The organism is uncultured Parvibaculum sp., from assembly GCF_963975745.1.
In the GTDB taxonomy this organism is placed as follows: domain Bacteria; phylum Pseudomonadota; class Alphaproteobacteria; order Parvibaculales; family Parvibaculaceae; genus Parvibaculum.
Genome location: NZ_CAXBIB010000009.1, coordinates 118,443 through 138,664, shown reverse-complemented (window position 1 = coordinate 138,664; position 20,222 = coordinate 118,443). Strand labels below are relative to the sequence as shown.

Annotated in this window: 20 protein-coding genes and 1 tRNA gene; 10 read left to right on the top strand and 11 right to left on the bottom strand. The window is 65.1% G+C overall.

Annotation, left to right across the window (positions count from 1 at the left end; all coding sequences use genetic code 11):
• The first annotated feature begins 116 nt into the window (after window positions 1-116).
• Window positions 117-341 (top strand): hypothetical protein, encoded by a 225-nt coding sequence (locus tag AAC071_RS09285; protein ID WP_339831934.1) that lies wholly within the window; start codon window positions 117-119, stop codon window positions 339-341.
• Window positions 342-410: 69 nt separating this feature from the next.
• On the opposite strand, the gene AAC071_RS09280 is transcribed toward AAC071_RS09285, so the two are convergent.
• The 3 genes from AAC071_RS09280 to AAC071_RS09270 all read right to left on the bottom strand — a co-directional run bounded on the left by AAC071_RS09280 (window position 411) and on the right by AAC071_RS09270 (window position 4,645).
• Window positions 411-1,778, bottom strand: a complete 1,368-nt coding sequence (locus AAC071_RS09280; RefSeq protein WP_339831932.1) for an MFS transporter — start codon at window positions 1,776-1,778, stop codon at window positions 411-413.
• 695 nt (window positions 1,779-2,473) lie between these two features.
• On the bottom strand, window positions 2,474-3,226 hold the full coding sequence (locus AAC071_RS09275; RefSeq protein WP_339831930.1) for an alpha/beta fold hydrolase: 753 nt from the start codon (window positions 3,224-3,226) through the stop codon (window positions 2,474-2,476).
• A gap of 3 nt (window positions 3,227-3,229) precedes the next feature.
• Window positions 3,230-4,645, bottom strand: coding sequence for an MFS transporter (locus AAC071_RS09270; protein ID WP_339831928.1), 1,416 nt, complete (start codon window positions 4,643-4,645; stop codon window positions 3,230-3,232).
• A gap of 1,133 nt (window positions 4,646-5,778) precedes the next feature.
• Between AAC071_RS09270 and AAC071_RS09265 the strand changes: the two genes are divergently transcribed.
• The 3 genes from AAC071_RS09265 to AAC071_RS09255 all read left to right on the top strand — a co-directional run bounded on the left by AAC071_RS09265 (window position 5,779) and on the right by AAC071_RS09255 (window position 7,977).
• Entirely contained in the window at window positions 5,779-6,027 is a 249-nt protein-coding gene (locus AAC071_RS09265) for a zinc-finger domain-containing protein (protein WP_339831927.1), read from the top strand.
• Between the two features lie 13 nt (window positions 6,028-6,040).
• On the top strand, window positions 6,041-6,676 hold the full coding sequence (locus AAC071_RS09260) for a LysE family transporter (RefSeq protein ID WP_339831926.1): 636 nt from the start codon (window positions 6,041-6,043) through the stop codon (window positions 6,674-6,676).
• 83 nt (window positions 6,677-6,759) lie between these two features.
• The gene (locus AAC071_RS09255; protein WP_339831923.1) at window positions 6,760-7,977 is read left to right on the top strand and encodes a bifunctional alpha/beta hydrolase/OsmC family protein; all 1,218 of its coding nucleotides are present in this window, start codon (window positions 6,760-6,762) and stop codon (window positions 7,975-7,977) included.
• A gap of 49 nt (window positions 7,978-8,026) precedes the next feature.
• Here the strand turns inward: AAC071_RS09255 and AAC071_RS09250 are convergent, their stop codons facing one another.
• The 4 genes from AAC071_RS09250 to AAC071_RS09235 form a co-directional block, all read right to left on the bottom strand.
• The gene (locus AAC071_RS09250; RefSeq protein WP_339831921.1) at window positions 8,027-8,266 is read right to left on the bottom strand and encodes a GIY-YIG nuclease family protein; all 240 of its coding nucleotides are present in this window, start codon (window positions 8,264-8,266) and stop codon (window positions 8,027-8,029) included.
• Between the two features lie 105 nt (window positions 8,267-8,371).
• Window positions 8,372-8,458 (bottom strand) — tRNA-Leu (locus AAC071_RS09245).
• 99 nt (window positions 8,459-8,557) lie between these two features.
• Entirely contained in the window at window positions 8,558-8,809 is a 252-nt protein-coding gene (locus AAC071_RS09240) for a hypothetical protein (protein ID WP_339831920.1), read from the bottom strand.
• Between the two features lie 258 nt (window positions 8,810-9,067).
• A complete protein-coding gene (locus AAC071_RS09235) occupies window positions 9,068-9,841 on the bottom strand; it encodes a molybdopterin-binding protein (RefSeq protein WP_339831919.1) in 774 nt (257 codons plus the stop codon).
• Window positions 9,842-10,023: 182 nt separating this feature from the next.
• On the opposite strand from AAC071_RS09235, the gene map reads away from it, so the two are divergent.
• The gene (map, locus tag AAC071_RS09230; RefSeq protein ID WP_339831918.1) at window positions 10,024-10,845 is read left to right on the top strand and encodes a type I methionyl aminopeptidase; all 822 of its coding nucleotides are present in this window, start codon (window positions 10,024-10,026) and stop codon (window positions 10,843-10,845) included.
• Between the two features lie 14 nt (window positions 10,846-10,859).
• Complete coding sequence (radC, locus tag AAC071_RS09225; RefSeq protein ID WP_339831915.1) at window positions 10,860-11,555, top strand: DNA repair protein RadC; 696 nt, start codon at window positions 10,860-10,862, stop codon at window positions 11,553-11,555.
• Between the two features lie 96 nt (window positions 11,556-11,651).
• Here the strand turns inward: radC and AAC071_RS09220 are convergent, their stop codons facing one another.
• Window positions 11,652-13,142 (bottom strand): amidase, encoded by a 1,491-nt coding sequence (locus tag AAC071_RS09220; RefSeq protein WP_339831913.1) that lies wholly within the window; start codon window positions 13,140-13,142, stop codon window positions 11,652-11,654.
• A gap of 181 nt (window positions 13,143-13,323) precedes the next feature.
• On the opposite strand from AAC071_RS09220, the gene purB reads away from it, so the two are divergent.
• Together purB and AAC071_RS09210 are read left to right on the top strand one after the other, a co-directional pair.
• Window positions 13,324-14,667 (top strand): adenylosuccinate lyase, encoded by a 1,344-nt coding sequence (gene purB, locus AAC071_RS09215; RefSeq protein WP_339831911.1) that lies wholly within the window; start codon window positions 13,324-13,326, stop codon window positions 14,665-14,667.
• Window positions 14,668-14,730: 63 nt separating this feature from the next.
• Complete coding sequence (locus AAC071_RS09210; protein ID WP_339831909.1) at window positions 14,731-15,453, top strand: histidine phosphatase family protein; 723 nt, start codon at window positions 14,731-14,733, stop codon at window positions 15,451-15,453.
• Between the two features lie 3 nt (window positions 15,454-15,456).
• Here the strand turns inward: AAC071_RS09210 and AAC071_RS09205 are convergent, their stop codons facing one another.
• Together AAC071_RS09205 and AAC071_RS09200 are read right to left on the bottom strand one after the other, a co-directional pair.
• Window positions 15,457-16,236, bottom strand: coding sequence for an enoyl-CoA hydratase/isomerase family protein (locus AAC071_RS09205; RefSeq protein WP_339831907.1), 780 nt, complete (start codon window positions 16,234-16,236; stop codon window positions 15,457-15,459).
• Window positions 16,237-16,313: 77 nt separating this feature from the next.
• Window positions 16,314-18,239: a pyrroloquinoline quinone-dependent dehydrogenase gene (locus AAC071_RS09200; RefSeq protein ID WP_339831905.1), complete on the bottom strand. Its 1,926-nt coding sequence runs from the start codon at window positions 18,237-18,239 to the stop codon at window positions 16,314-16,316.
• A 120-nt stretch (window positions 18,240-18,359) separates the two neighbouring features.
• Here AAC071_RS09200 and AAC071_RS09195 point away from each other — a divergent pair, with 120 nt between their 5' ends.
• Both AAC071_RS09195 and AAC071_RS09190 read left to right on the top strand, forming a co-directional pair.
• Entirely contained in the window at window positions 18,360-19,064 is a 705-nt protein-coding gene (locus tag AAC071_RS09195; protein ID WP_339831903.1) for a helix-turn-helix domain-containing protein, read from the top strand.
• An 83-nt stretch (window positions 19,065-19,147) separates the two neighbouring features.
• On the top strand, window positions 19,148-19,690 hold the full coding sequence (locus tag AAC071_RS09190) for a PAS domain-containing protein (protein ID WP_339831900.1): 543 nt from the start codon (window positions 19,148-19,150) through the stop codon (window positions 19,688-19,690).
• Here AAC071_RS09190 and AAC071_RS09185 read toward each other — a convergent pair.
• Window positions 19,681-19,998, bottom strand: a complete 318-nt coding sequence (locus tag AAC071_RS09185) for a DUF1476 domain-containing protein (RefSeq protein ID WP_339831898.1) — start codon at window positions 19,996-19,998, stop codon at window positions 19,681-19,683. The two genes, AAC071_RS09190 and AAC071_RS09185, sit on opposite strands and share 10 nt — an antisense overlap.
• Between the last annotated feature and the right edge of the window lie 224 nt (window positions 19,999-20,222).

The following is a 20,222-nucleotide window of genomic DNA, read 5'->3' as shown; positions in this document are numbered from 1 at the left end:
GGCAAAACAATCGGGCGCCTGGAAACGGGAACCGGCCACGCATTCATTCCCCTCTGCGTCTCTGCGCCTCTGCGTGAGTCCTTCTTCCCCTCACCTCACCACTTGTCGAGCCGCCGATGATCCCGGTTCAGAACCGGCATCGCCGGAACCCGATCCACGCTGCGGCACGCGGCGAGGTGAAGGTTTTGCACGCGGAGACGCGGAGAAGAGAAGAAGAACAGATTTTTGCACGCGAAGCCGCGAAGACGCGAAGAGCAAAGAAATGGCTATTGGCGCTTCGCGCCGAACTGTTCTTCGCGCCGAAGGCGCAATCTATCTTCTTCCTTCGCGTCTTCGCGTGAGCATTTCTTCCCTTCTCTTCTCCGCGCCTCCGCGCCTCCGCGTGAACCCCTTCTTCCCTTCCTTCCGCCTCACGGCAGATTGGGCGGCCGCTCGGTCTGTTCGACTTCCTCGGTGAAACGCTCGTCGAGCTGGCGCCGCAGCTCCGACTGTTCCCTGAGCCCGATCGGATAGCCCCACATCACCAGCGCGACCAGCGCGTTGCAGAGCACCGGCGCGGCGACGAAGACGATGGAAAGCCCGGTGACGGCGCCGGGCGCGTTCTCGCCCTGCGGGTTGAAGCCGATCAGCGCCAGCGTCCAGAACACAACGCCGACGGCCACCGCGCCGCCGGTCTTCTGCGTCAGCGTCAGCAGCGCATAGAACAGCCCGGTCCGCTTCTGCGTCGTTTCGAGTTCGTCGATATCGGCGACATCGGCCATCATCGAGCGGTAAAGCGTCGTCGTGGTGCCGACATTGACGCCGAGAAACACCAGCACCGCCGCCGCCGCCCAGACATTGCCATGCGGAATGAGGAAGATCACCGGCGCGAAACAGACATTGAACAGCGCCGCCAGCACCACGGTGCGGTGCTTGCCCAGGCGGTAGCTGATCTTGAGGATCACCGGAATGAAGCCGATGCCGCCGAAGAAATAGAGCAGCAGCAACAGGCTCGCCCAGCTCCCCACGCCCCACACCAGCGTCGCCTCGTAGATATACATCGAGGCCAGCGATGCGCCGGCAAAGCCCGACAGGAAATCGGCCGCCAGCAGCCGCCTGAGCGGCGTGTTGCGGAACAGCGGCACCACCTGCTTGAGAAAGCTGACATGCGGCTGCGGCTTGGCCTTGCGCTCGGGCACCAGCCAGAGATTGAGCGCGATGGCAATCGGCAGCACGATGATGATGAACCAGCCCATCGAGGCGACGCGCGCGGCGTCCATGTTCTCCGGCCCCATCCATTCGATCGCCGCCGGCAGCAGCAGCACCAGCGGCACGCCGAGCAGCTGGAAGGCCTCGCGATAGCCCTGGATGCGCGAACGCTCGTTGTAGTCGTCGGAAAGTTCGGCCGCCCAGGCCATGTGCGACAGCGTCAGCAGCGTCCAGCCGATATAGAGGAAGAACATCCAGGCCAGCAGGTAATAGGGACCGATCGGCGCGGTCGGCGAAAACACCATATAGGCCGACAGCATCAGGATCGGCACCGACAGCACCAGCCAGTGCCGCCGCCGCCCCCAGCGCGAGGGATAGCGGTCCGACAGCACCCCCATCGCCGGATCGGTGAACACGTCCCAGAACCGCGCCAGCATGAAGATCGTGCCGACGGCAGCGAGCCCCAGCCCCATCGGCCCGGCATAGAAATGCGGCAGATAGACGCCGATCGGCAGCCCCAGCGCCCCGATCGGAATGGCGGGTCCGGAGAAGGCGGCAAGACGCAACGGCGACAGACGGTGAGCGGTCATAAAAAAATACCTCGCACAGGATCAAGCATGCGTCTCGGGCGGCGTTCTGGATTCGCAGGCGATCTGGAAAAACATGTCATCCCCGGATGAGCCCAATCCACGCTGCGGCAAGCGGAGAAGTGAATATTTTTGCACGCGGAGACGCGGAGCCGCGGAGAAGAGAAGATTTTTTGCGCCTGCGGCGCGAAGAACTCTTCGGCGCGAAGCGCCAAAATATCTTCCCTTCTTCTTTCCTTCTCCGCGCCTCCGCGTCTCCGCGTGAACCCCTTCTTCCTTCCCTTCTCCTGAAGCTGCAAGATAGCGTAGGGAGAAAGCCGGGACGACACTTCTGGGTTTGATACGCGCACAACTTCCTCGGCGAGAAAAGGTTTTTTGCACGCAGAGGCGCAGAGACGCAGAGGGGAATGTATGTGCGGCCGGATCCCGTTTCCTGTCGCCGGATACCTTCGCCGGGCGAAGCCCGGCAAGAAGAAAAATAGCGCATCCAGCAGCCCGATACATCTGCGCCACATCGCAGCACCTCTGCGTCTCTGCGCCGGCGCCTGTCCTCGGGATCGCCGAAGGCGATACCCGTGGGCGTGAACCCCTTCTTGCTTCCCTTCTTCGCGCCTTCGCGTCTTCGCGTGGAAAAATCTTCCCTTCCTTCTCCTCTTCTCCGCGACTCCGCGTGAGTCCTTCTTCTCTTCACCCCGCCCTCACGTGATCCCGGCGAGGAAATCCATCACCGCGCCCTTGAACATCGGATTGGCCAGCGCGAACATGTGATCCGTGCCCGGAATGATTTCGGCCCGCGCCCCGGCGATGCGGGCGGCAAACGGCCCCGGATCGCCGGCCAGATCGTCGCGCGCCCCGGCGATCACCATGACCTCGTTGCGGATCAGGCCGAGATCGGCGCCGCGGTCGGGCCCGCGCGGTGCCCGCGCACAGGCCGCCAGCGCCTTGAGGTCCTGGCCGAGCCCTTCGGCATAGAGCCGGAAGCCGCGCGCCAGCGGATCGGCGATGCCCTCGGCGCTGTCGGCTTCGAGCGCCGCTGCCACCTGGCCGGTGCCCGCCGCGCCGCTCAGCGACTTCTCGCCGACCCCGCCCAGGATCACCACGCCGAAGCGGTCGCCGTGATGCGCGGCCAGATGCGCGGCGATCCCCGCCCCCATCGAATAGCCCATCAGGCTGGCCCGTTCGATACCGAGATGATCCATCAGCGCCAGCGCGTCGCCGGCCATCTTCTCGACCGTGTAGTCGGCGGGGTCGTAGAGCTTCGTGCTGGCGCCGTGGCCGCGCAGGTCGAAGGTCACGACCTGCCGCCGCGCCCGTGTCAGCGCCGCGACCCAGCCCGTGCGGCCCCAGTTGTCCTCGGCCGTCGCGGCGAAGCCGTGTATCAGCAGCATCGGATGGCCGTCGCCGGCCGTTTCATGGGCGATCGAGACGCCCGCATGGTCGAAATGCAGCATCGCTCAATCCGCCGGCACGCCGGAGGATTGCGCGTCGGAGGGATGCCCCGTCCGCGCCGCGATGGCGGTCGCCGCCGCCTCGATGCCGCGCTGTTCGAGAATCTCGCGATTCTCGCGCTGCTTCTTCTCGTCGATCGGGTAGAACCAGAGAATGCCGGCCACCGCGGCACTGATGATACAGGCCGGCCAGACATAGACCGCCCTGAGCGCGTCGAGCACCTCGGGCGCATTCTCGCCGCGCGGCGTGAAGCCGATCATGTCGAGCATCGTGTAGCCGCCGAAAATGGCGACGGCGACGCCGATCTTGTTGGTCATGGTCAGCATCGAATAGAAAAGCCCCGTCCGCTGCTGCCCGGTCCGCACCGTGTCGTGATCGGCGACATCGGCCATGATCGAGCGGAACAGGAACGGCCCGGCCGCCATGTTGACGCCGAGCAGGATCCACACCGCCAGCGCCACCGGCGCGTTGCCCACCGGCACCAGCAGGATCAGCGGCACCGAGGCGGCGTTGAACAGCGCCGAATAGGCGGCCGTCCGGTGCTTGCCGAATTTGCGGCTGAGCCACAGCATCACCGGAATGAACGAAACGCCCGAAATGAAATAGCCGAGCAGCATCAGGCTCGAATATTTGCCGAGCTGCAGCGCGTCTTCGGCGAGAAACAGGAACATCGAGGCGACAAGCCCGCCCGAAATGCCCGAAATCAGATCGGCTGCCAGCACGTTCTGCAGCGGCTTGCTCTGCACCAGCGCCGCAATGGCCTCCTTCATCGGCACATGCTGCGGCCGGGGCGTCGGCCGCTCCGGCACGAAGCGCACGGCGAGGAAGACCGCAATCGGCAGCAGGATGAGGACGAACCAGCCCATCGAGGCGACGCGCGCGGCGGCGACGTCTTCGGGCCCGGTCATTTCGATCAGGATCGGCAGCGTCAGCACGAAGACCATGCCGAGGATCAGCGCGATTTCGCGCGCGCCCTGCACGCGCGACCGCTCGTGATAATCGGGCGTCAGTTCGGCACCCCACGACATGTGCGAGATGGTCAGCAGCGTCCAGCCGACATAAAGCACGAACAGCCAGCCGACGAGATAGAGCGGCGTCACCGCGACCGGCGGCATGAAGATCATGAAGACCGAGAGCAGCATGATCGGCACCGAGATCACGATCCAGTGCCGACGCCGCCCCCAGCGCGTTTCGTATTTGTCCGACACGATGCCGAGCACCGGATCGGTGAACACGTCCCAGAAGCGCGCGAACATGAAGATCGTGCCGACCACCGTCAGCCCAAGCCCCAGCGAACCCGCATAGAAGGGCGGCAGATGGACCGCCAGCGGCAGCCCCATGGCCGAAATCGGCGCCGCCGGCAGCGCGAAGGCAAACAATGTCCAGCGCGTCAGCGGCTTTCGGCCCGTCTGGGTCGTCATGATGGGGGCTCCCTCCTGTTGGCCTCATGCGCGGTGCCCGGGTCTTCTGCCCGCGCTTCCGCAGCGTTCCCGCATTATCCCCGAAGCGGGCCCGGAACCAAGACCCTTTCGGCGCTGCCGGCTCACAATCGTGTCAGTTCGTCATGGCCATCCGGAAGCCACTCAACGCCGCAAAACCAGGATTCCGTCGCGCAGGCCTTCGCGGCGCGCACAATGACATTGAATAATAAGAGTGTCGCCTTGAAGACCTTCTTCGAGCCCGATCTTGACCGGGTCCCGCCCCGGGTCTCGTCCCGCAGCCGCCAACCCTCCCACCCGGGAACCTCGCGAAGGACGAACCGTCGACGCCGCGCCCGACGCGCCGGCCATCGCCGCCGGGACAACCGCATGAACGCCATCCTCCTCGCGGCCGCGACGGACGATGCATGGGCAGACCGCCCTCCATCACTTCGGACGTACACGGAACAAATAATGCCGATTCTTTCCCGCCCGGCGCGCGCCCCTCACATCCGACTCCGTTCCGCCAGACCGCCGTCAAGTGGGGATATCTCGTCCCCCCGGGGATAAACCCGACTTGTCCCCGGGTCCGGTGAAATGGAAGGAATAACAGACCCGGCCCGTGAAAAGCCGCCAGCCCCGTCCGGCAAGAATTTGCGAATGACTCTCAACAAGACCTCCGGCGCCCAAGTGACCCGTCATTCAGTAACGGTCCACGCACCCGATTCCGTTCCGGCAAATTTCCGTCAAGGGGGGATATCTCGTCCCCCCGGGGACAACTCCGACTTGTCCCCGGCTCCGGTGAAATGCGGCGAACAACAGTCGGCCGCCGTGAAATGAGCCGGAATCCGCCCCGAAAACCGTTTGTGACAGTTCCGTGACAGAGGGGGGGGTCGGCGCTGCCGCCGCCGCTGCCGTTTCGGCCGGAAATGCAAGCCGGATCAATCGCTTAGGGCGGTCTTTCCCCGCCCCGGCGCAGCGACAGTCGCCGCTGCGGCTCTGAGCGCCCCGCCTGCGCCTCAATCCTCCGTAGACGGAGCGATCCCGGCCGGGCCGGATCCGGCCGCCCGCCCCTTGCCGGAACCCCGCTTCCCCTCTAGTTTCGGCTCGAATCTGACCAGCGGGAGCAAGGCGAAATGAGCGGCGGCGCAGTTCCGAAATTTTCCAATCAGGTCGGCGCGCGCGAAATCGCGATCGGCGTGCGCGAATTCACCTGCATCGGCGCCAACCCGCCCTTCGACCACCCGCATGTCTATCTCGACATGGGCCGCGAGAGCGAAATCGTCTGCCCCTATTGCTCGACGCTCTACCGCTTCGATGCAGGCCTGACGCCGGAGGAAAGCCGCCCGGCGGCCGCTCTCTGGCACGAGAAGCAGAGCGCCTGACGCAGCGCCGGCGATGACCTCCGGCCTGACGCTTGACGGCATGGCGGCGCTGTTCGGCGCCATGGCGCTGCTGGCCGCCGTCCCTTCCGTCAGTGTGCTGATCGTTTCCGCGCGCGCCGCCGCCGCCGGCTTTGCCCATGGCGCGCTTGCGGCCGCCGGCATCGTCGCGGCCGACATCCTCTTCATCTTGCTGGCGCTTTTCGGCCTGGCGCTGGCGGCCGAAGCGATGGGCGAGGCCTTCCACTGGCTGCGCTATGCCGCCGCCCTCTGGCTTCTCTGGCTCGCCATCGGCCTTCTGCGCGCCGATGCCGCCCGCCCCGCCGAAGCCGCGCCGCCGCGGCCGACCATGCTGTCGAGCTTCATGGCCGGCTTCCTGCTGACGCTGGGCGACCAGAAGGCGATCCTCTTCTATCTCGGCTTCCTGCCGGCCTTTCTCGACCTCGCCGCGATCACCGCGCGCGACGCGCTGATCGTCGTGCTGATCGCGGTCGTCGCGGTCGGCGGCGTCAAGCTGGCCTGGGCCTTCGCCGCCGCAAGGGCGGGCGGCTTTGCCGGCCCCCGCCTCGCCCGCGGTCTCAACCGCGCCGCCGCCGCCCTGCTCGCCGCCGTCGCGCTGTGGCTCGCCGTCGCCGGCAGTGCTAGCCTCTGACGCGATCCTGCGCGCCGAAGGCCGTAAGGTCGCCGCTGATCGATGCCACGGGACATCGCGCCCCCTTCACGGAGAACAACGACGTGCAAAGCGAAAAGATCACCTTTGCCGGCGCCCTCGGGGACGAGCTGGCTGCGCGGCTCGACAGGCCCGAAGGCCCGGTCCGGGCCGCCGCGATCCTCGTCCATTGCTTCACCTGTTCCAAGGACATCGCCGCCGCGCGCCGCATCGCCGGCCGGCTGGCGGCGCGCGGCATCGCGGTGCTGCGCTTCGACTTCACCGGCCTCGGACATTCGGCGGGCGAGTTCGCCAGCACGAATTTCACCTCCAACGTTGGCGACCTGCTCGCCGCCGCCGCCTGGATGGAAGCCCATGACATGCCGCCGCAGCTTCTGATCGGCCATTCGCTGGGCGGCGCGGCGGCGCTGAAAGCCGCGCCGCAGATCGCCTCGCTGCGCGCCGTCGTCACCATCGCGGCGCCGATGGACCCCTCGCATGTGACACATAATTTCGGCGCGAAGCTCGACGAGATCCATGCAAAGGGGTCGGCCGAAGTGGACCTCGGCGGACGGCCCTTCGAAATCCGCAAGCAGTTTCTCGACGACATCGCCGAAGCATCGCTGGCCGATGCCTTGCCGCGTCTGGGGGCGGCACTTCTGGTGCTGCATGCGCCGCGCGACGAGATCGTCGGCATCGACAATGCGGCGAAGATCTTCATCGCCGCGCGCCATCCCAAGAGTTTCGTTTCGCTCGACGATGCCGACCATCTGATCAGCCGCGAAGCGGATGCCGAATATGTCGCCGGTCTGATTGAGTCCTGGTCGGCGCGCTATCTCGACCTGGCCCCCGAGCCGGCGCGGCCCGAAACGCCCGAAGGCGTGGTGCGCGTCGCCGAGGCGGAGGCCTCGGGCTTTCGCCAGGACATCAGCATCGGCGGCCGGCATCAGCTCGTCGCCGACGAACCGGTCGCGATGGGCGGCACCGATCTCGGCCCAAGCCCCTATCAGCTTCTGTCGGCGGCACTGGGCGCCTGCACGACGATGACGATCCGTCTCTACGCCCGCCGCAAGACCATTGCGCTGACCCATGTCGTCTGCGACGTCACCCACGACAAGGCGCACAGGGAAGACTGCGAAGACTGCGAGAAGTCCGGACCAAAGATCGACGTCTTCCGCCGCCGGATCAGGCTCGAGGGCGACATGACGGAGGACGAGCGCGCCTCGCTTCTGGCCATCGCCGACAAGTGCCCCGTCCACCGCACCCTGCACGGGCAGGCGGTCATCGAAACCGAACTCGTCTGATACGGGGCCGGGGATGAACGGGCGTAAGCCACCCGAAGCCCGCGAGAGGCTACAAATGCTTTTTGGCAAACGCCCGGCCGGAGCCGCTTTTCAGATACTTCTCGAAAGCAAAAGCCTGATCTTCATCCGAAAAAGCGACATAGGTCTTGAGTTCCCACGGCGCATATTTCGACGTATGGGAAACAGCTTTGGCATTGTGCTTTGCCAGACGGGATTCAACGTCGCTGGTTACGCCGGTGTAGTACCGGTCTGCGCAAGAAATACTGCGTAGAATGTAAACGTATTTCATGGCGTCAGAGCATAGTCCGCCTACGTTGCAGAGCAACTTCGGCGCGACAGCCTCCGCTGGTCTGCTCCCTTTGGCTCGCCGAGCCGAAGCTCGCAGAGCGGAGGCTGGTGGCCCCTGCGGGACTCGAACCCGCACTCCCTTTCGAGAAGCAGATTTTAAGTCTGCTGCGTATACCAGTTTCGCCAAGGGGCCCCAGTCTTCTAGCTATGCCTTCTCGAACGCTTGGGCGCAAAAGGAAAACGGCGGCCCCGAGGGACCGCCGTTTCGTGAATTCCGGATGCCTTGGAAGGCTTAGCCGGCAAGGCCCTGCCAGACCGGCCAGCAATTGTTGCCGGCGCTCGCGGCGAGCTTGGCCTGGGCTTCCTTGGCGTTGGCGCCGTCGGCCGACTGGACGCTGTCCGCGCCGCCCGTGCACCACACATAGAACTGATGCGTACCAGCCTTCGACTGCGCGCCGAAGCTGGAGTCGAGGGCCGAAGCCGCGCCGGCCAGCATGAACGCCGCGCCTGCAACCAGGCCCACAAATCCGATGGTCTTTTTCATTTCGTCTCTCCCTCCGGGTAACCTGACCCTAAAAACTCGTTCCCAGGCCATTGTTTGGACGTCTGGCCTGTTTCCCCCGTTCCGCCGTTCTCCGCCCCGCGGACGAGCCCGGCAGACCCTTCATGGGGGCAATTCTAGCCGGTTCGCTGCCGATTGTATCGCGCCGGAACCCGCAGAAATGCTGAAACTTTCGTAATGTTGCGCATCCTGTTGCAGATAAGCGACAAAAACCCTGCCATTCCGGGCTTTTGCGCCGTTTCAGGCCGGATCGCCGGTCTGCGGCTCGACCCCGAATTCGCGCATCAGCGCCGCCACATCGGCCGCCACGCGCTCCAGCGCGCTCGAATCGACGCCCCGCATCACGATGCTGGTGCCGAAGCTCTTGCCCCGGTAATAGGGATAGCTGCCGATGCCGATATCGGGGTGGCGGGCCTGCAATTCCCCCAGTTTTTCGGCGATCGTCCCCTCCCCGATCTGCCCGGTCACGGTCAGGCTCCGCATCGTCGCCCCGCCCTTCAGCCGGCCGGACAGGCTGTCCAGCATCACCTGCATCACCATCGGCACGCCGGCCATCACGAAGACATTGCCGATCTGGAAGCCGGGCGCCTTGCTCAGCGGGTTCTCGATCATTGTCGCGCCCTCAGGCAGCCGCGCCATCCGCATGCGAGCCGCCGTAAACTCGCCGCCTGTGGCCTTGTAGTGATCGCCGAGTATCCTGACGGCTTCCGGGTGATGATCGATCCCCACGCCGAAAGCCTTGGCCACGGCATCGGCCGTGATGTCGTCATGAGTCGGACCGATGCCGCCGGTAGTGAACACATAGTCGTAGCGCGCCCGCACCTCGTTGAGCACCGCGACGATCGTCGCCTCGACATCGGGAATGACCCGGGCCTCGCGCACCTGGATGCCGATCTTGTTGAGGTGATTGGCGATATAGGCGAGGTTCGAATCCCGTGTGCGCCCCGACAGGATCTCGTCGCCGATCAGCAGAACGCAGGCCGTCACGACAGGCGGTTGGGCGGCATCGGCCATCGGGCATTCCTCGCATCGTCTCGATTTCAGGCGTCGCGCGCAGGATAACGCCGCGCGCCCATCCCGATCAAATGGGCCGGAAACGGCGGAAAACCAATCGAAATCGGCAGCAGGGCTAGGATCGGCCCGGCCGAACGACTATGTTATATCTTCAAATCCCGTCGCCGAACCCGCGAGACCCGATGAGCTATCAGGACGCCACCGAAAGCCCTGCCATCAACAGCGGCCGCATCAAGATTCACGATGCCGACGCCTGGCCGGGCATGCGTGCGGCCGGCAAGCTTGCCGCCGAATGTCTCGACATGCTGGCCGACGAAGTGAAGCCGGGCGTCACAACGCTGGCGCTCGACAAGCTGGTCTTCGATTTTGCGATGGACCATGGCTCGATGCCGGCGACGCTCAACTATCGCGGCTATCGCCATTCCTGCTGCACCTCGATCAACCATGTCGTCTGCCACGGCATTCCCGGCGACCGCACGCTGCGCGAGGGCGACGCGGTCAATATCGACGTGACGCTGATCGTCGACGGCTGGCACGGCGACACCAACCGCATGTATTTTGCCGGCGAGGCGCCGCGCAAGGCACAGCGCCTGGTCGAGGTCACCTATGAAGCGATGATGCGCGGCATCGCCGCCATCAAGCCGGGCGCCACGCTCGGCGACATCGGCGCCGCGATCCAGGAATTTGCCGAGGGCCAGCGCTGCTCGGTGGTGCGCGAATTCTGCGGCCATGGCATCGGCCGCGTCTTCCACGACATGCCGAATGTGCTCCACTACGGCAAGCGCGGCCAGGGCGCGGTGCTCCGCCCCGGCATGTTCTTCACCGTCGAGCCGATGATCAATGCCGGCAAGCCCGGCGTGAAGATCCTTTCCGACGGCTGGACGGCGGTCACGCGCGATCGCTCGCTGTCGGCGCAGTTCGAACACACGGTCGGCGTCACCGAAACCGGCGTCGAGATCTTCACCAGATCGCCGGCGGGCCGGGACTGCCCGCCCTACGCCTGAGCGGACGCACGCGCATGGGGGCCGGCGCGGAGAAGAAGCCGAAGCCCCATTATCACGGCCATCGCGAGCGCTTGCGCCAACGCTTCCTGAAAGCGCCCGACAGCCTCGCCGACTACGAAGTGCTGGAGATGTTGCTCTTCAACGCCATTCCCCAGCGCGACACCAAGCCGCTCGCGAAAGAACTGATCGAAAAATTCGGCGGCTTGTCCGAAGTGCTGAACGCCGAGGAAGCGCGGCTGCGCGAGGTCAAAGGCATCAAGGATCGCGCCGTCGTCGAACTGCGCCTCGCGCGCGAAGCGGGCCTGCGCCTGTCGCAGGCAAAGGTCATGAAAAAGGACGTGATCGGCTCGTGGGCCGCCCTGCTCGACTACTGCACCAAGGCGATGGCACACAACCCCACCGAACAATTCCGCATCCTGTTTCTCGACCGCAAGAACAAGCTGATCGCGGACGAAGTGCAGCAGAAGGGCACGATCGATCACACACCCGTCTATCCGCGCGAAGTCGTCAAACGCGCCCTCGACCTCAACGCCTCGGCGCTGATCCTGGTCCACAATCACCCCTCCGGCGACCCCACCCCCTCGAACGCCGATATCGAGATGACAAAACGCATCGTCGAAACCGCCAGACCCCTCGGCATCGAGGTGCACGACCATCTCGTCGTCGGCAAGGGCCGGCATGCGAGTTTCCGAACACTGGGATTGATTTGAGAACAGACGATCCGACGGCAGATATCTCCACCTGGACGGAACTTCCCGGAGCCGAAGCCCGCCACGGGCGGGACGAATGCCCCCCGCGGCCTTGTCCTACCCCGCAAAGACCGGCGCGACCTTGTCCGCCCAGGGACGGGCCTGTTCGAGTTCGAAGGCGAGTTCGAAGAGAACTTTTTCGCCACCCAAGGGCGCGGCGAATTGCGAGCCAATGGGCAGGCCCTTGTCGTTCCACGACAACGGCACCGACATGGCCGGCGTGCCGGCGACATTGTGGAGCGGCGTGTAGGCGACATAGCGGATGGTGCGCTCATACAGCGTGTCGAAGGGGACGCGCGGGTCCTGCTCGCCAAGCTTTGGCGGCGCCGAGGCCAGCATCGGCGTCAGCCAGACGTCGTAGCCGGACATGAAGGCATTGACCTGGGCCGTCGCCGCCGCGAACGCCGCCAATGCCTTTTCCATCGCATCGCCGGGTTTGGCGTCGTAATAGACGGCAAGGCCGTTGGTCCAGGGCTCGAGCACTTCTTCCGGGTCGAGGCCGTTTTCCTTCGCCAGCGCAACCAGGTGCGACGGACCGGAAGCCCAGACGGTCAGGAAGGCCTCGATGAAGGGCTCGCCCTCGACCGGATTGCGGGCCGGAACGATTTCGTGGCCGAGATCGGCGCAGAGCTTCGCCGTCTCCTCAAGCGCCGCCTTGACGTCGGCATCGGGCTCGGTGCCGTAATAGCTCATCGTGTCGAAGGCAATCTTCAGCCGCTTCTTCCCCGGTCCCGTCACGCGGCCGACCGGTGCGAAAACGGCATCCTCACCCGCCATCTCGGTAACAGAAAATAGCGTGGCGCTGTCGCGCACCGAACGGCTGACACAATGCTGGACGCCGATATCGCCCGGCAGCGTGTCGCCACCGAGGAAGATGCGGCCGCGTGACGGCTTCAAACCGAAGACGCCGCAGCAGGAAGCCGGAATGCGGATCGAACCGCCGCCATCGGTCGCGTGAGCGAGCGGCACCATGCCCGAAGCAACCGCCGCCGCCGCGCCGCCCGACGAGCCGCCGGTCGAATGTTCGAGATTCCACGGATTGCGTGAAGGCTTCAGCAAGAGCGGCTCGGTCGTCCCCAGCAGACCGAATTCGGGCGTATTGGACTTGCCGACCATAATGAAACCGGCTGCCTCGTTGGCGGTAATCAAGGGGTCCGTCGCCGCCGCGATATTGTCGGCAAAGAGGCGCGAGCCGGACGTCGTGCGCGCGCCGGCTAGATTGTCGAGATCCTTGACGAGATTGGGAACGCCGGTGAAGGGGCCCTCGGGGAGTTCGCCACGCGCTGCCTCCCGCCCGCGCTCGAAGAGTTCGGTGACGACCGCATTGACCTGCGGATTGACCTCTTCGATTCGGGCAATCGCCGCGTCGACCAGTTCCTGCGCCGTCGCCTCGCCCCTGGCGACAAGCTCAGCCTGACCCAGCGCATCGAGCCGCGCGAGATCAGGCGCGGCCAGCGCCGGGCGGAAACCCGCTCCATAGGCGCTCGCAACAACGGCCGTCGCCGCCGTCGATTTCAGAAAATGCCTGCGTGAAAGCGCCCTGCCCATCGCCCGATCCTCCCTTATGTTGGCTGCCGCCTGCCGCGGCTTGGCGGTCAAGGTAACGCAGCGGCGACCGGATTTGGAAGGAAATCCGCCAGTTGCGGCGGCCTATTGAGCGCCCGGGATGCAGGTGCTACACCCTGCCTCATTCCTGCAAGCCCGCCCCGCCAACACTCGAGAGGCGCCGATGATCCCCCGTTATTCGCGGCCCGAAATGGTCGCCATCTGGGAACCCGAGACGAAGTTCCGCATCTGGTTCGAAATCGAGGCGCATGCCTGCACGGCGCTGGCGGAACTGGGCGTGATCCCGAAGGAAGCGGCAAAGAATATCCGGGCGCGCGGCGACAAGGCGGTCTTCGACGTTGCGAAGATCGACGAGATCGAACGGGAAGTGAAGCACGACGTCATTGCCTTCCTGACGCATCTGGCCGAATTCATCGGCGAGGATTCGCGCTTCGTCCATCAGGGCATGACCTCGTCGGACGTACTCGACACCTGCTTCAATGTGCAGCTGGTGCGCGCGACCGACATTCTGCTGGCCGACATGGACGCGCTGCTGGCCGCCCTCAAGCGCCGCGCCTTCGAACACAAGGACACGGTCTCGATCGGCCGCAGCCATGGCATCCATGCCGAGCCGGTGACCTTCGGCCTCAAAATGGCGCAGGCCTATGCCGAGTTCGAACGCTGCCGCGAGCGGCTGGTGAACGCACGCAAGGAAGTCGCGACATGCGCCATCTCGGGCGCGGTCGGCACCTTCGCCAATATCGACCCGCGTGTGGAAGAACATGTCGCAAAGGCGCTGGGGCTTGAGCCCGAGCCCGTCTCGACGCAGGTGATCCCGCGCGACCGCCACGCGATGTATTTCGCGACACTGGGTGTCGTCGCGTCGTCGATCGAACGTCTGGCCACCGAAATCCGCCATCTGCAGCGCACCGAAGTGCTCGAAGCCGAGGAGTTTTTCTCCGAAGGCCAGAAGGGATCGTCGGCAATGCCGCACAAGCGCAACCCGGTGCTGACCGAAAACCTGACCGGGCTGGCCCGTCTCGTGCGCGGCATGGCGATCCCGGCGATGGAGAATGTGGCGCTCTGGCATGAGCGCGATATTTCGCACTCCTCGGTCGAACGCATGATCGGCCCGGATGCGACCGTAACGCTCGACTTCGCCCTCGTCCGCCTCACCGGCGTCATCGACAAGCTGCTGGTCTATCCCGAGCAGATGCAGAAGAACCTCGACAGGCTGGGCGGCCTCGTCCATTCGCAGCGTGTACTGCTGGCGCTGACGCAGAAGGGCGCGAGCCGCGAGGACGCCTATCGCCTGGTGCAGCGCAACGCCATGCCGGTCTGGCGTGGGGAAGGCAATTTCCTCGAACTGTTGAAGGCCGACAAGGACGTGTCGGCAAAGCTCTCGGCCGCCGAACTCGAAGCCCTGTTCGACCTCGGCTACCACACCAAGCAGGTCGACACGATCTTCGCCCGGGTGTTCGGCAAGGAAGCAATGGCGGCAGCAAGCAAGGGCAAGGCGGCGGAGTAAGGCTTCACCCTGCCGTCACAATCCGCTCTATACTGCGCGGCACTGCAATTCCGGGGATTTCCGATGCTTCGTACCGCCTTCGACGGCGCACGCCGCCGCCGCATCTATCTGTTTCGCCATGGCGATGTTTCCTATGTCGACGACAAGGGCAACCGCGTGGCCGATTCGGCCGCCGTGCCGCTGACCGACTGGGGCCGCGAACAGGCGGCGCTGACCGGCAAGGCGCTGGCCAATATCCCCTTCGACCGCGTGGTGGCGTCGCGCTTCCCGCGTGCGGTCGAGACCGCCGAACTGCTGATGGCCGGACGCGGCCTTGCCGTCGAACGCCACGACGCCTTTGTCGAGCTGCAGAGCGACACCAATTTCCGTGCCCAGATTTCCGATCTCGGCGAGATTGCCTATGCCTTCCGCGACGCCCACAAGCCCGGCGCGCGCTATACCGGCGGCGACAGCTTCGAGGAAGTGAATACGCGCGTGGTGACGGGGCTCGAGGCGCTGATCGCCGAGCCCGAATGGGACACGCTGGCGCTGGTCGCACATGGCGGCATCAATCGTCTGGTGCTCGGCTGGGCCTTCGGCACCGGACTTTCGACCTTCGCCGCCATCGATCAGAACACCTGCTGCTTCAACGTCATCGATTTCGACGAGCATCCCGAGACGCGCGCGATCGTGCGCAAGTCGGTGCGCGCGATGAACATCGCTGTCTATGATGTGGTCAAGGAAGGCAACCACCTGCAATCGTTGGAACAGATCGCGATGCGGCTGAAGGCCAAAACCGTCGTCTGAACGCTACTTCCTGCCCTTGACGAACTTGTCGCTCTCTTCCTGCGCCGAGCGGAAATTGGTCGAGAGCTGGCTCTGATCGGCATCGGCATAGCTGGTCGCCTTGTGCAGCGCATAGGCGGTCGCGTTGACCGCTTCCTTGACCATGCGCACGGCCGGCGCCGGCATCGACGCGGCGGCGGCGGCAAGTTCCATCGCCTTCTCGACCACATGACCGTCCTCGGCAACCTCTTCGACGAGCCCCCAGTCGAGTGCGTGATCGGCGCTCATGCGCTCGCAGAGAATGCAGATGCGCTTGGCACGCGCCGGCCCCACCAGCGTGATCAGGCGCGGCAGCGCGCCCCATTGCAGATTGATGCCGATTTTCACTTCCGGCACATAGAGGAAGGCGCCCTTGCCCATCACCCGCCAGTCGAGTGCCAATGGCAGCGCGACGCCGGCGCCGACCGCCATGCCCTCGATGGCGGCAACTGTGATCTGCGGCATGTCCTCCCAGGCCTGACAGAGGCGGACGCCGCGATAATAGGTCTGGCGCAGCTCGAGATCGGTGCCGGCCGTCACCGCGCGGGTTGCACGTTCCTTGAGATCGATACCACCCGAGAAAGCCTCGCGCGTACCGGTCAGCACGACGGCCTGGGTCTCGAGATCGTCCTGGAAGCGGCGAGCGACATCGGTGAGTTCGAGAATGGTTTCCTGATTGAAGGCGTTACGTGCGCCCTTGCGGTCGAAGCGTACCAGCGCCACCGCGCCTTTTTTCTCGATGGTGACGTTACTGTAGACGGTCATGACCCGTGCCTCCCCTGTTTTGCTTTTCTGACGCAATACTGCGGGGAGGCACGGGACAAAGACAAGCGGATTGCTGGCTATTCCGGCAACGCGAAGGCCACGACGGAATCGCCAAGTTTCGTACCCGCGCGCGAATGGCCGCCGGCCGCGATGACGACATATTGCCGGCCGTCCCATTCATAGGTCATGGGCGTCGCCTGCCCGCCGGCCGGCAGGCGGCCCTTCCAGAGCTCTTCGCCACTCGCGGCATCGAAGGCACGCAGGTAGTCGTCCATCGCCGCGCCAATGAAAACGACGCCGCCCGCCGTGACGATGGGACCGCCGAGATTGGGCGTGCCGAGTTTCCACGGCAGCGGCACCGGCGCGAGATCGCGCACCGTGCCGAGCACGCTTTCCCAGGCGATCGTGCCGTCGGAAAGATCGACCGCCGTCAGCATGCCCCAGGGCGGCGGATTGCAGGGCAGGTCGAGGGGCGACAGAACGAGTTCGCGCTTCACCGCCCAGCGCGCCGGCGCCTGCGGCGAGATTTCCTCGTTCGGTTGGGCGGCCTTCGCCGCCTCGAAGTCTTCCGACGGGATCAGCGTGATCAGATGCGCGGTGCGGCTGGTGTTGATGTACATGAGCTGGCTCGCCGGATCGAAGGCCATGCCGCCCCAATTGGCGCCGCCGCCAGTGAAGGGATACATAATCGTGCCCTGCGCCGAAGGCGGCGTGTAGATGCCTTCGGAGCGCGCACCGGCAATCTTCTCGCGACAGGCCTTGCGGTCCCAGTAAGTCAGGCCCCAGGCATCGTCGGCCGACAGCGTCTGCGGCACCAGCGGCGGCGGTACGACCGGAAAAGGCTGCGTCGGCGACAGGAACTCGCCCGCCGCGCCGCCCTGCGGCACGGGGCGCTCCTCGATTTCGAAGACGGGCTTGCCGGTGTCGCGGTCGAAGACGAAAACGAAGCCCTGCTTCGTCACCTGCACGACGGCGTCGAGCGGTTTGCCGTCGCGCTGCAAGGTCACGAGGCTCGGCTGCGCCGGCAGGTCGTAGTCCCAGACGTCGTGATGCACGGTCTGGAAATGCCAGCGGACATTTCCCGTTGTCGCCTCCAGCGCGACGACGGAATTCGAATAGCGATTGTCGCCCGAGCGCAAGCCACCGAAGAAATCGGGGCTCGGCGATGACGTCGGCAGGAAGAAAAGTCCACGCCCCTCGTCGGCCGACATCGGCGCCCAGACATTGGCGTGACCGGTGCGCGCCGCGACGCCGCGCGGCCAGTCCTCCGGAAAGTCCTCGGCGCCGCGCACCACCGGATCGAATGCCCAGAGCGGCTTGCCGCTGCGCGCATCGAAGGCGCGCACGCTGCCCTTCGGCGCGTCGGCGCGGCGATTGTCGCTGATCGACGAACCGATGACGACGACGCCCTTGGCCACGGCGGGGGGCGAGGTGATCTGGAATTCGCCGGGCCATTGGAGATCCATGCCGGGATCGATGCGGACCTCGCCATCCATACCGAAACCGAGACAGGGCTGCCCGGTCGGCGCGTCGAGCGCGATCAGCCGCGAGTCGACCGTGCCCATGAAGAGCCGCGTCGCGCAGAGATCGCCCGGCGCGGCTTCCGCATCGCTCCATTGGGTGACGCCCCGGCAGACGAATTGATTGCCCGGCCGGTAGCCGGTCGTCACTTTCGGGTCGTAGCGCCATTTCTCGGCGCCTGTACCCGGATCGAGCGCAATGACCTCATTGAAGGGCGAACAGAAGATCAACAAACCGCCAACGAGAATCGGCGTCCCTTCGAAGGCACTGTGCTTCATGTCGTCGGCACGCGCCTCCATGTCGCCGGTCCGGTAGGTCCAGACAGGTTTCAGCCTGCCGACATTGGCGGGCGTGATCTCTGCCGCCGCCGAATGGCGCTGGCCGCCGGCGTCGCCGCCGTAATGCCTCCAGTCCGCGGCCAAGGCCGGAACCGCAACAAGAAGGGACGTCAGAACACCCAACGCAAAATACCGACGGGACATCGGAAACCCTCTTGATAAATGAATCATTCATTCATATAACAAAAACAGATGGCAGATGCAAGCGGCTTGACGAAATTGGCATCGCCCGGCCTTTTGGGGCAGCGGCGCAAAGGGAGAGAGATGAGACGCAAGGCCGAGAATCGACTGGACGACATCGCCGAGGCGGCGGTGACCTGTTTCACCGACATGGGCATCAAGCGCACCCAGATGGCCGACGTGGCGCGGACGGCAGGCGTTTCCGCCGGGACGCTCTATCTCTATGTCACCAGCAAGGAGGCGCTGTTTCACCTCGCCGTCCTCAAGGTCTGCGGCCGTCCGCTCGACAGGCTCGCCCTGCCCCTCGCCGATCCCGGGATCGAGAAAACGGTGGCTGTCTATGCCGCCCGCGTCGCGGAAGTTGCCGAATGGCCGGCGCTTCAAGAGGCGCTGAACCCCGGTGCAAAGCCCGATCGCACAACGCTGGCGACCATCGGCGGCGAGCTTTACGACATACTGCACGAGGCGCGCCGCGCCGTCTGGCTGCTCGATCATTGCGCCCGCGAGGTTCCGGAGTTCGATGCCCTGCTCTCGACCGACATGCGTAGTCACTACCGCGACGACATCGCCGCCGTGGCGCTGAAAGTGGCAGGTCGGCCCGGCGCTCCCGGCCCGGCGATACGGCTGTCAGCACGCCTCGCCATCGAGATCATTGCCTGGGCGGCCATGCATCGGATGAAGGAGACACCGGCAAACCTGATTGACGGGCTCGACGAGGCCGGAGCCCGGAAAACCGCGACCAAAGGCTTTGCCGCGATCCTGCTGGCAGCCGCCGACCATCGATATTAGGTCCGCATAGAATAACTTAAGGGCTTTTTATCGCTTTGCGGGCGACTTTGAGGACGTCGCCGCCAGAAACGGAAGCGCCGCACATGTTCGCCACATATCGAAAGCAGGATGAAGCGGGTCTGCCACCGGCGGACGCGGTTCGCATCGAAATCGATGTGACGCCAATCGCGACGCCGCAGCATCCGCAATCGCTGGCGCTACTCGAATTCTGGACAAGCCACCGCAGGGGCGACCGCCTGCTGAGCCGCGCCGCCCTGCCCTGCCGCGAGATGGGACCGATCCTGCCCAGTATCTTCGTGCTGGAACCGCTGGATGCGGAAGGCAGCGACTGGCGGCTGCGGCTGATCGGTACGCAACTGACCGGCTGGCTGGGCTTCGACCCGACCGGCCAGGCGATTTCGGAGCTCTATCAGCCCGATTGCGTGGCCGGCAACGCCGAGGTCTACCGCCAGGTCACGACCGAACGCGCCATCCATGCGACGCAAGGCCGTCTCTGCGGCTTCAACCGCGATTTCCTGGAACTGGAAATCCTGCATCTGCCGATCGAGGGCACGAGTCCGCAGGACCTGCTGCTGCTGGGCAGCATCTCGATTTTCCAGACATTAAGGCGTCCGCCTCAGCCCTGAAGCTGGCGGATCGCCTCGTCCATCAGCTCGTCCATGGTACGGCGAAGCTGATGGTCGGATTGCGCGACGCCCGCGGCATCGAAATCGGCCCGGACCTTGTCGAAAACGTCCTGATCGCCGGCGGCCTTGAGGTCCGAGGCGACGACCTCCTGCGCATAGGCGTCGGCATCGGCGCCGGACTTGCCCAGCAGACCGGCGGCCCAGAGCCCCAGCAGCTTGTTGCGGCGCGCATTGGCCTTGAAGCGCAACTCCTCGTCATGGACGAACTTCTTCTCGAAACCGTCTTCGCGCTTGTCGAAGGTGGACATGGGACCGGGTCACTCCGTTCAATGGTCAGGCGCCGGCGGCCGGCGCCGCAGCACAGAAACTGGCCCTAGGCATAGCCGTCCGGCCCATTCAAATCAACCGCGATCGGCGCCCCGGCGCGGCGCTGCGACGAAATAGCTAAGGTGCTGATTTTCCGGGCATTTCATGCCGCGTTGCGCTGCGGCAAAAGCACACTATACATACATTGTATCGCCCCCGGCCTTGC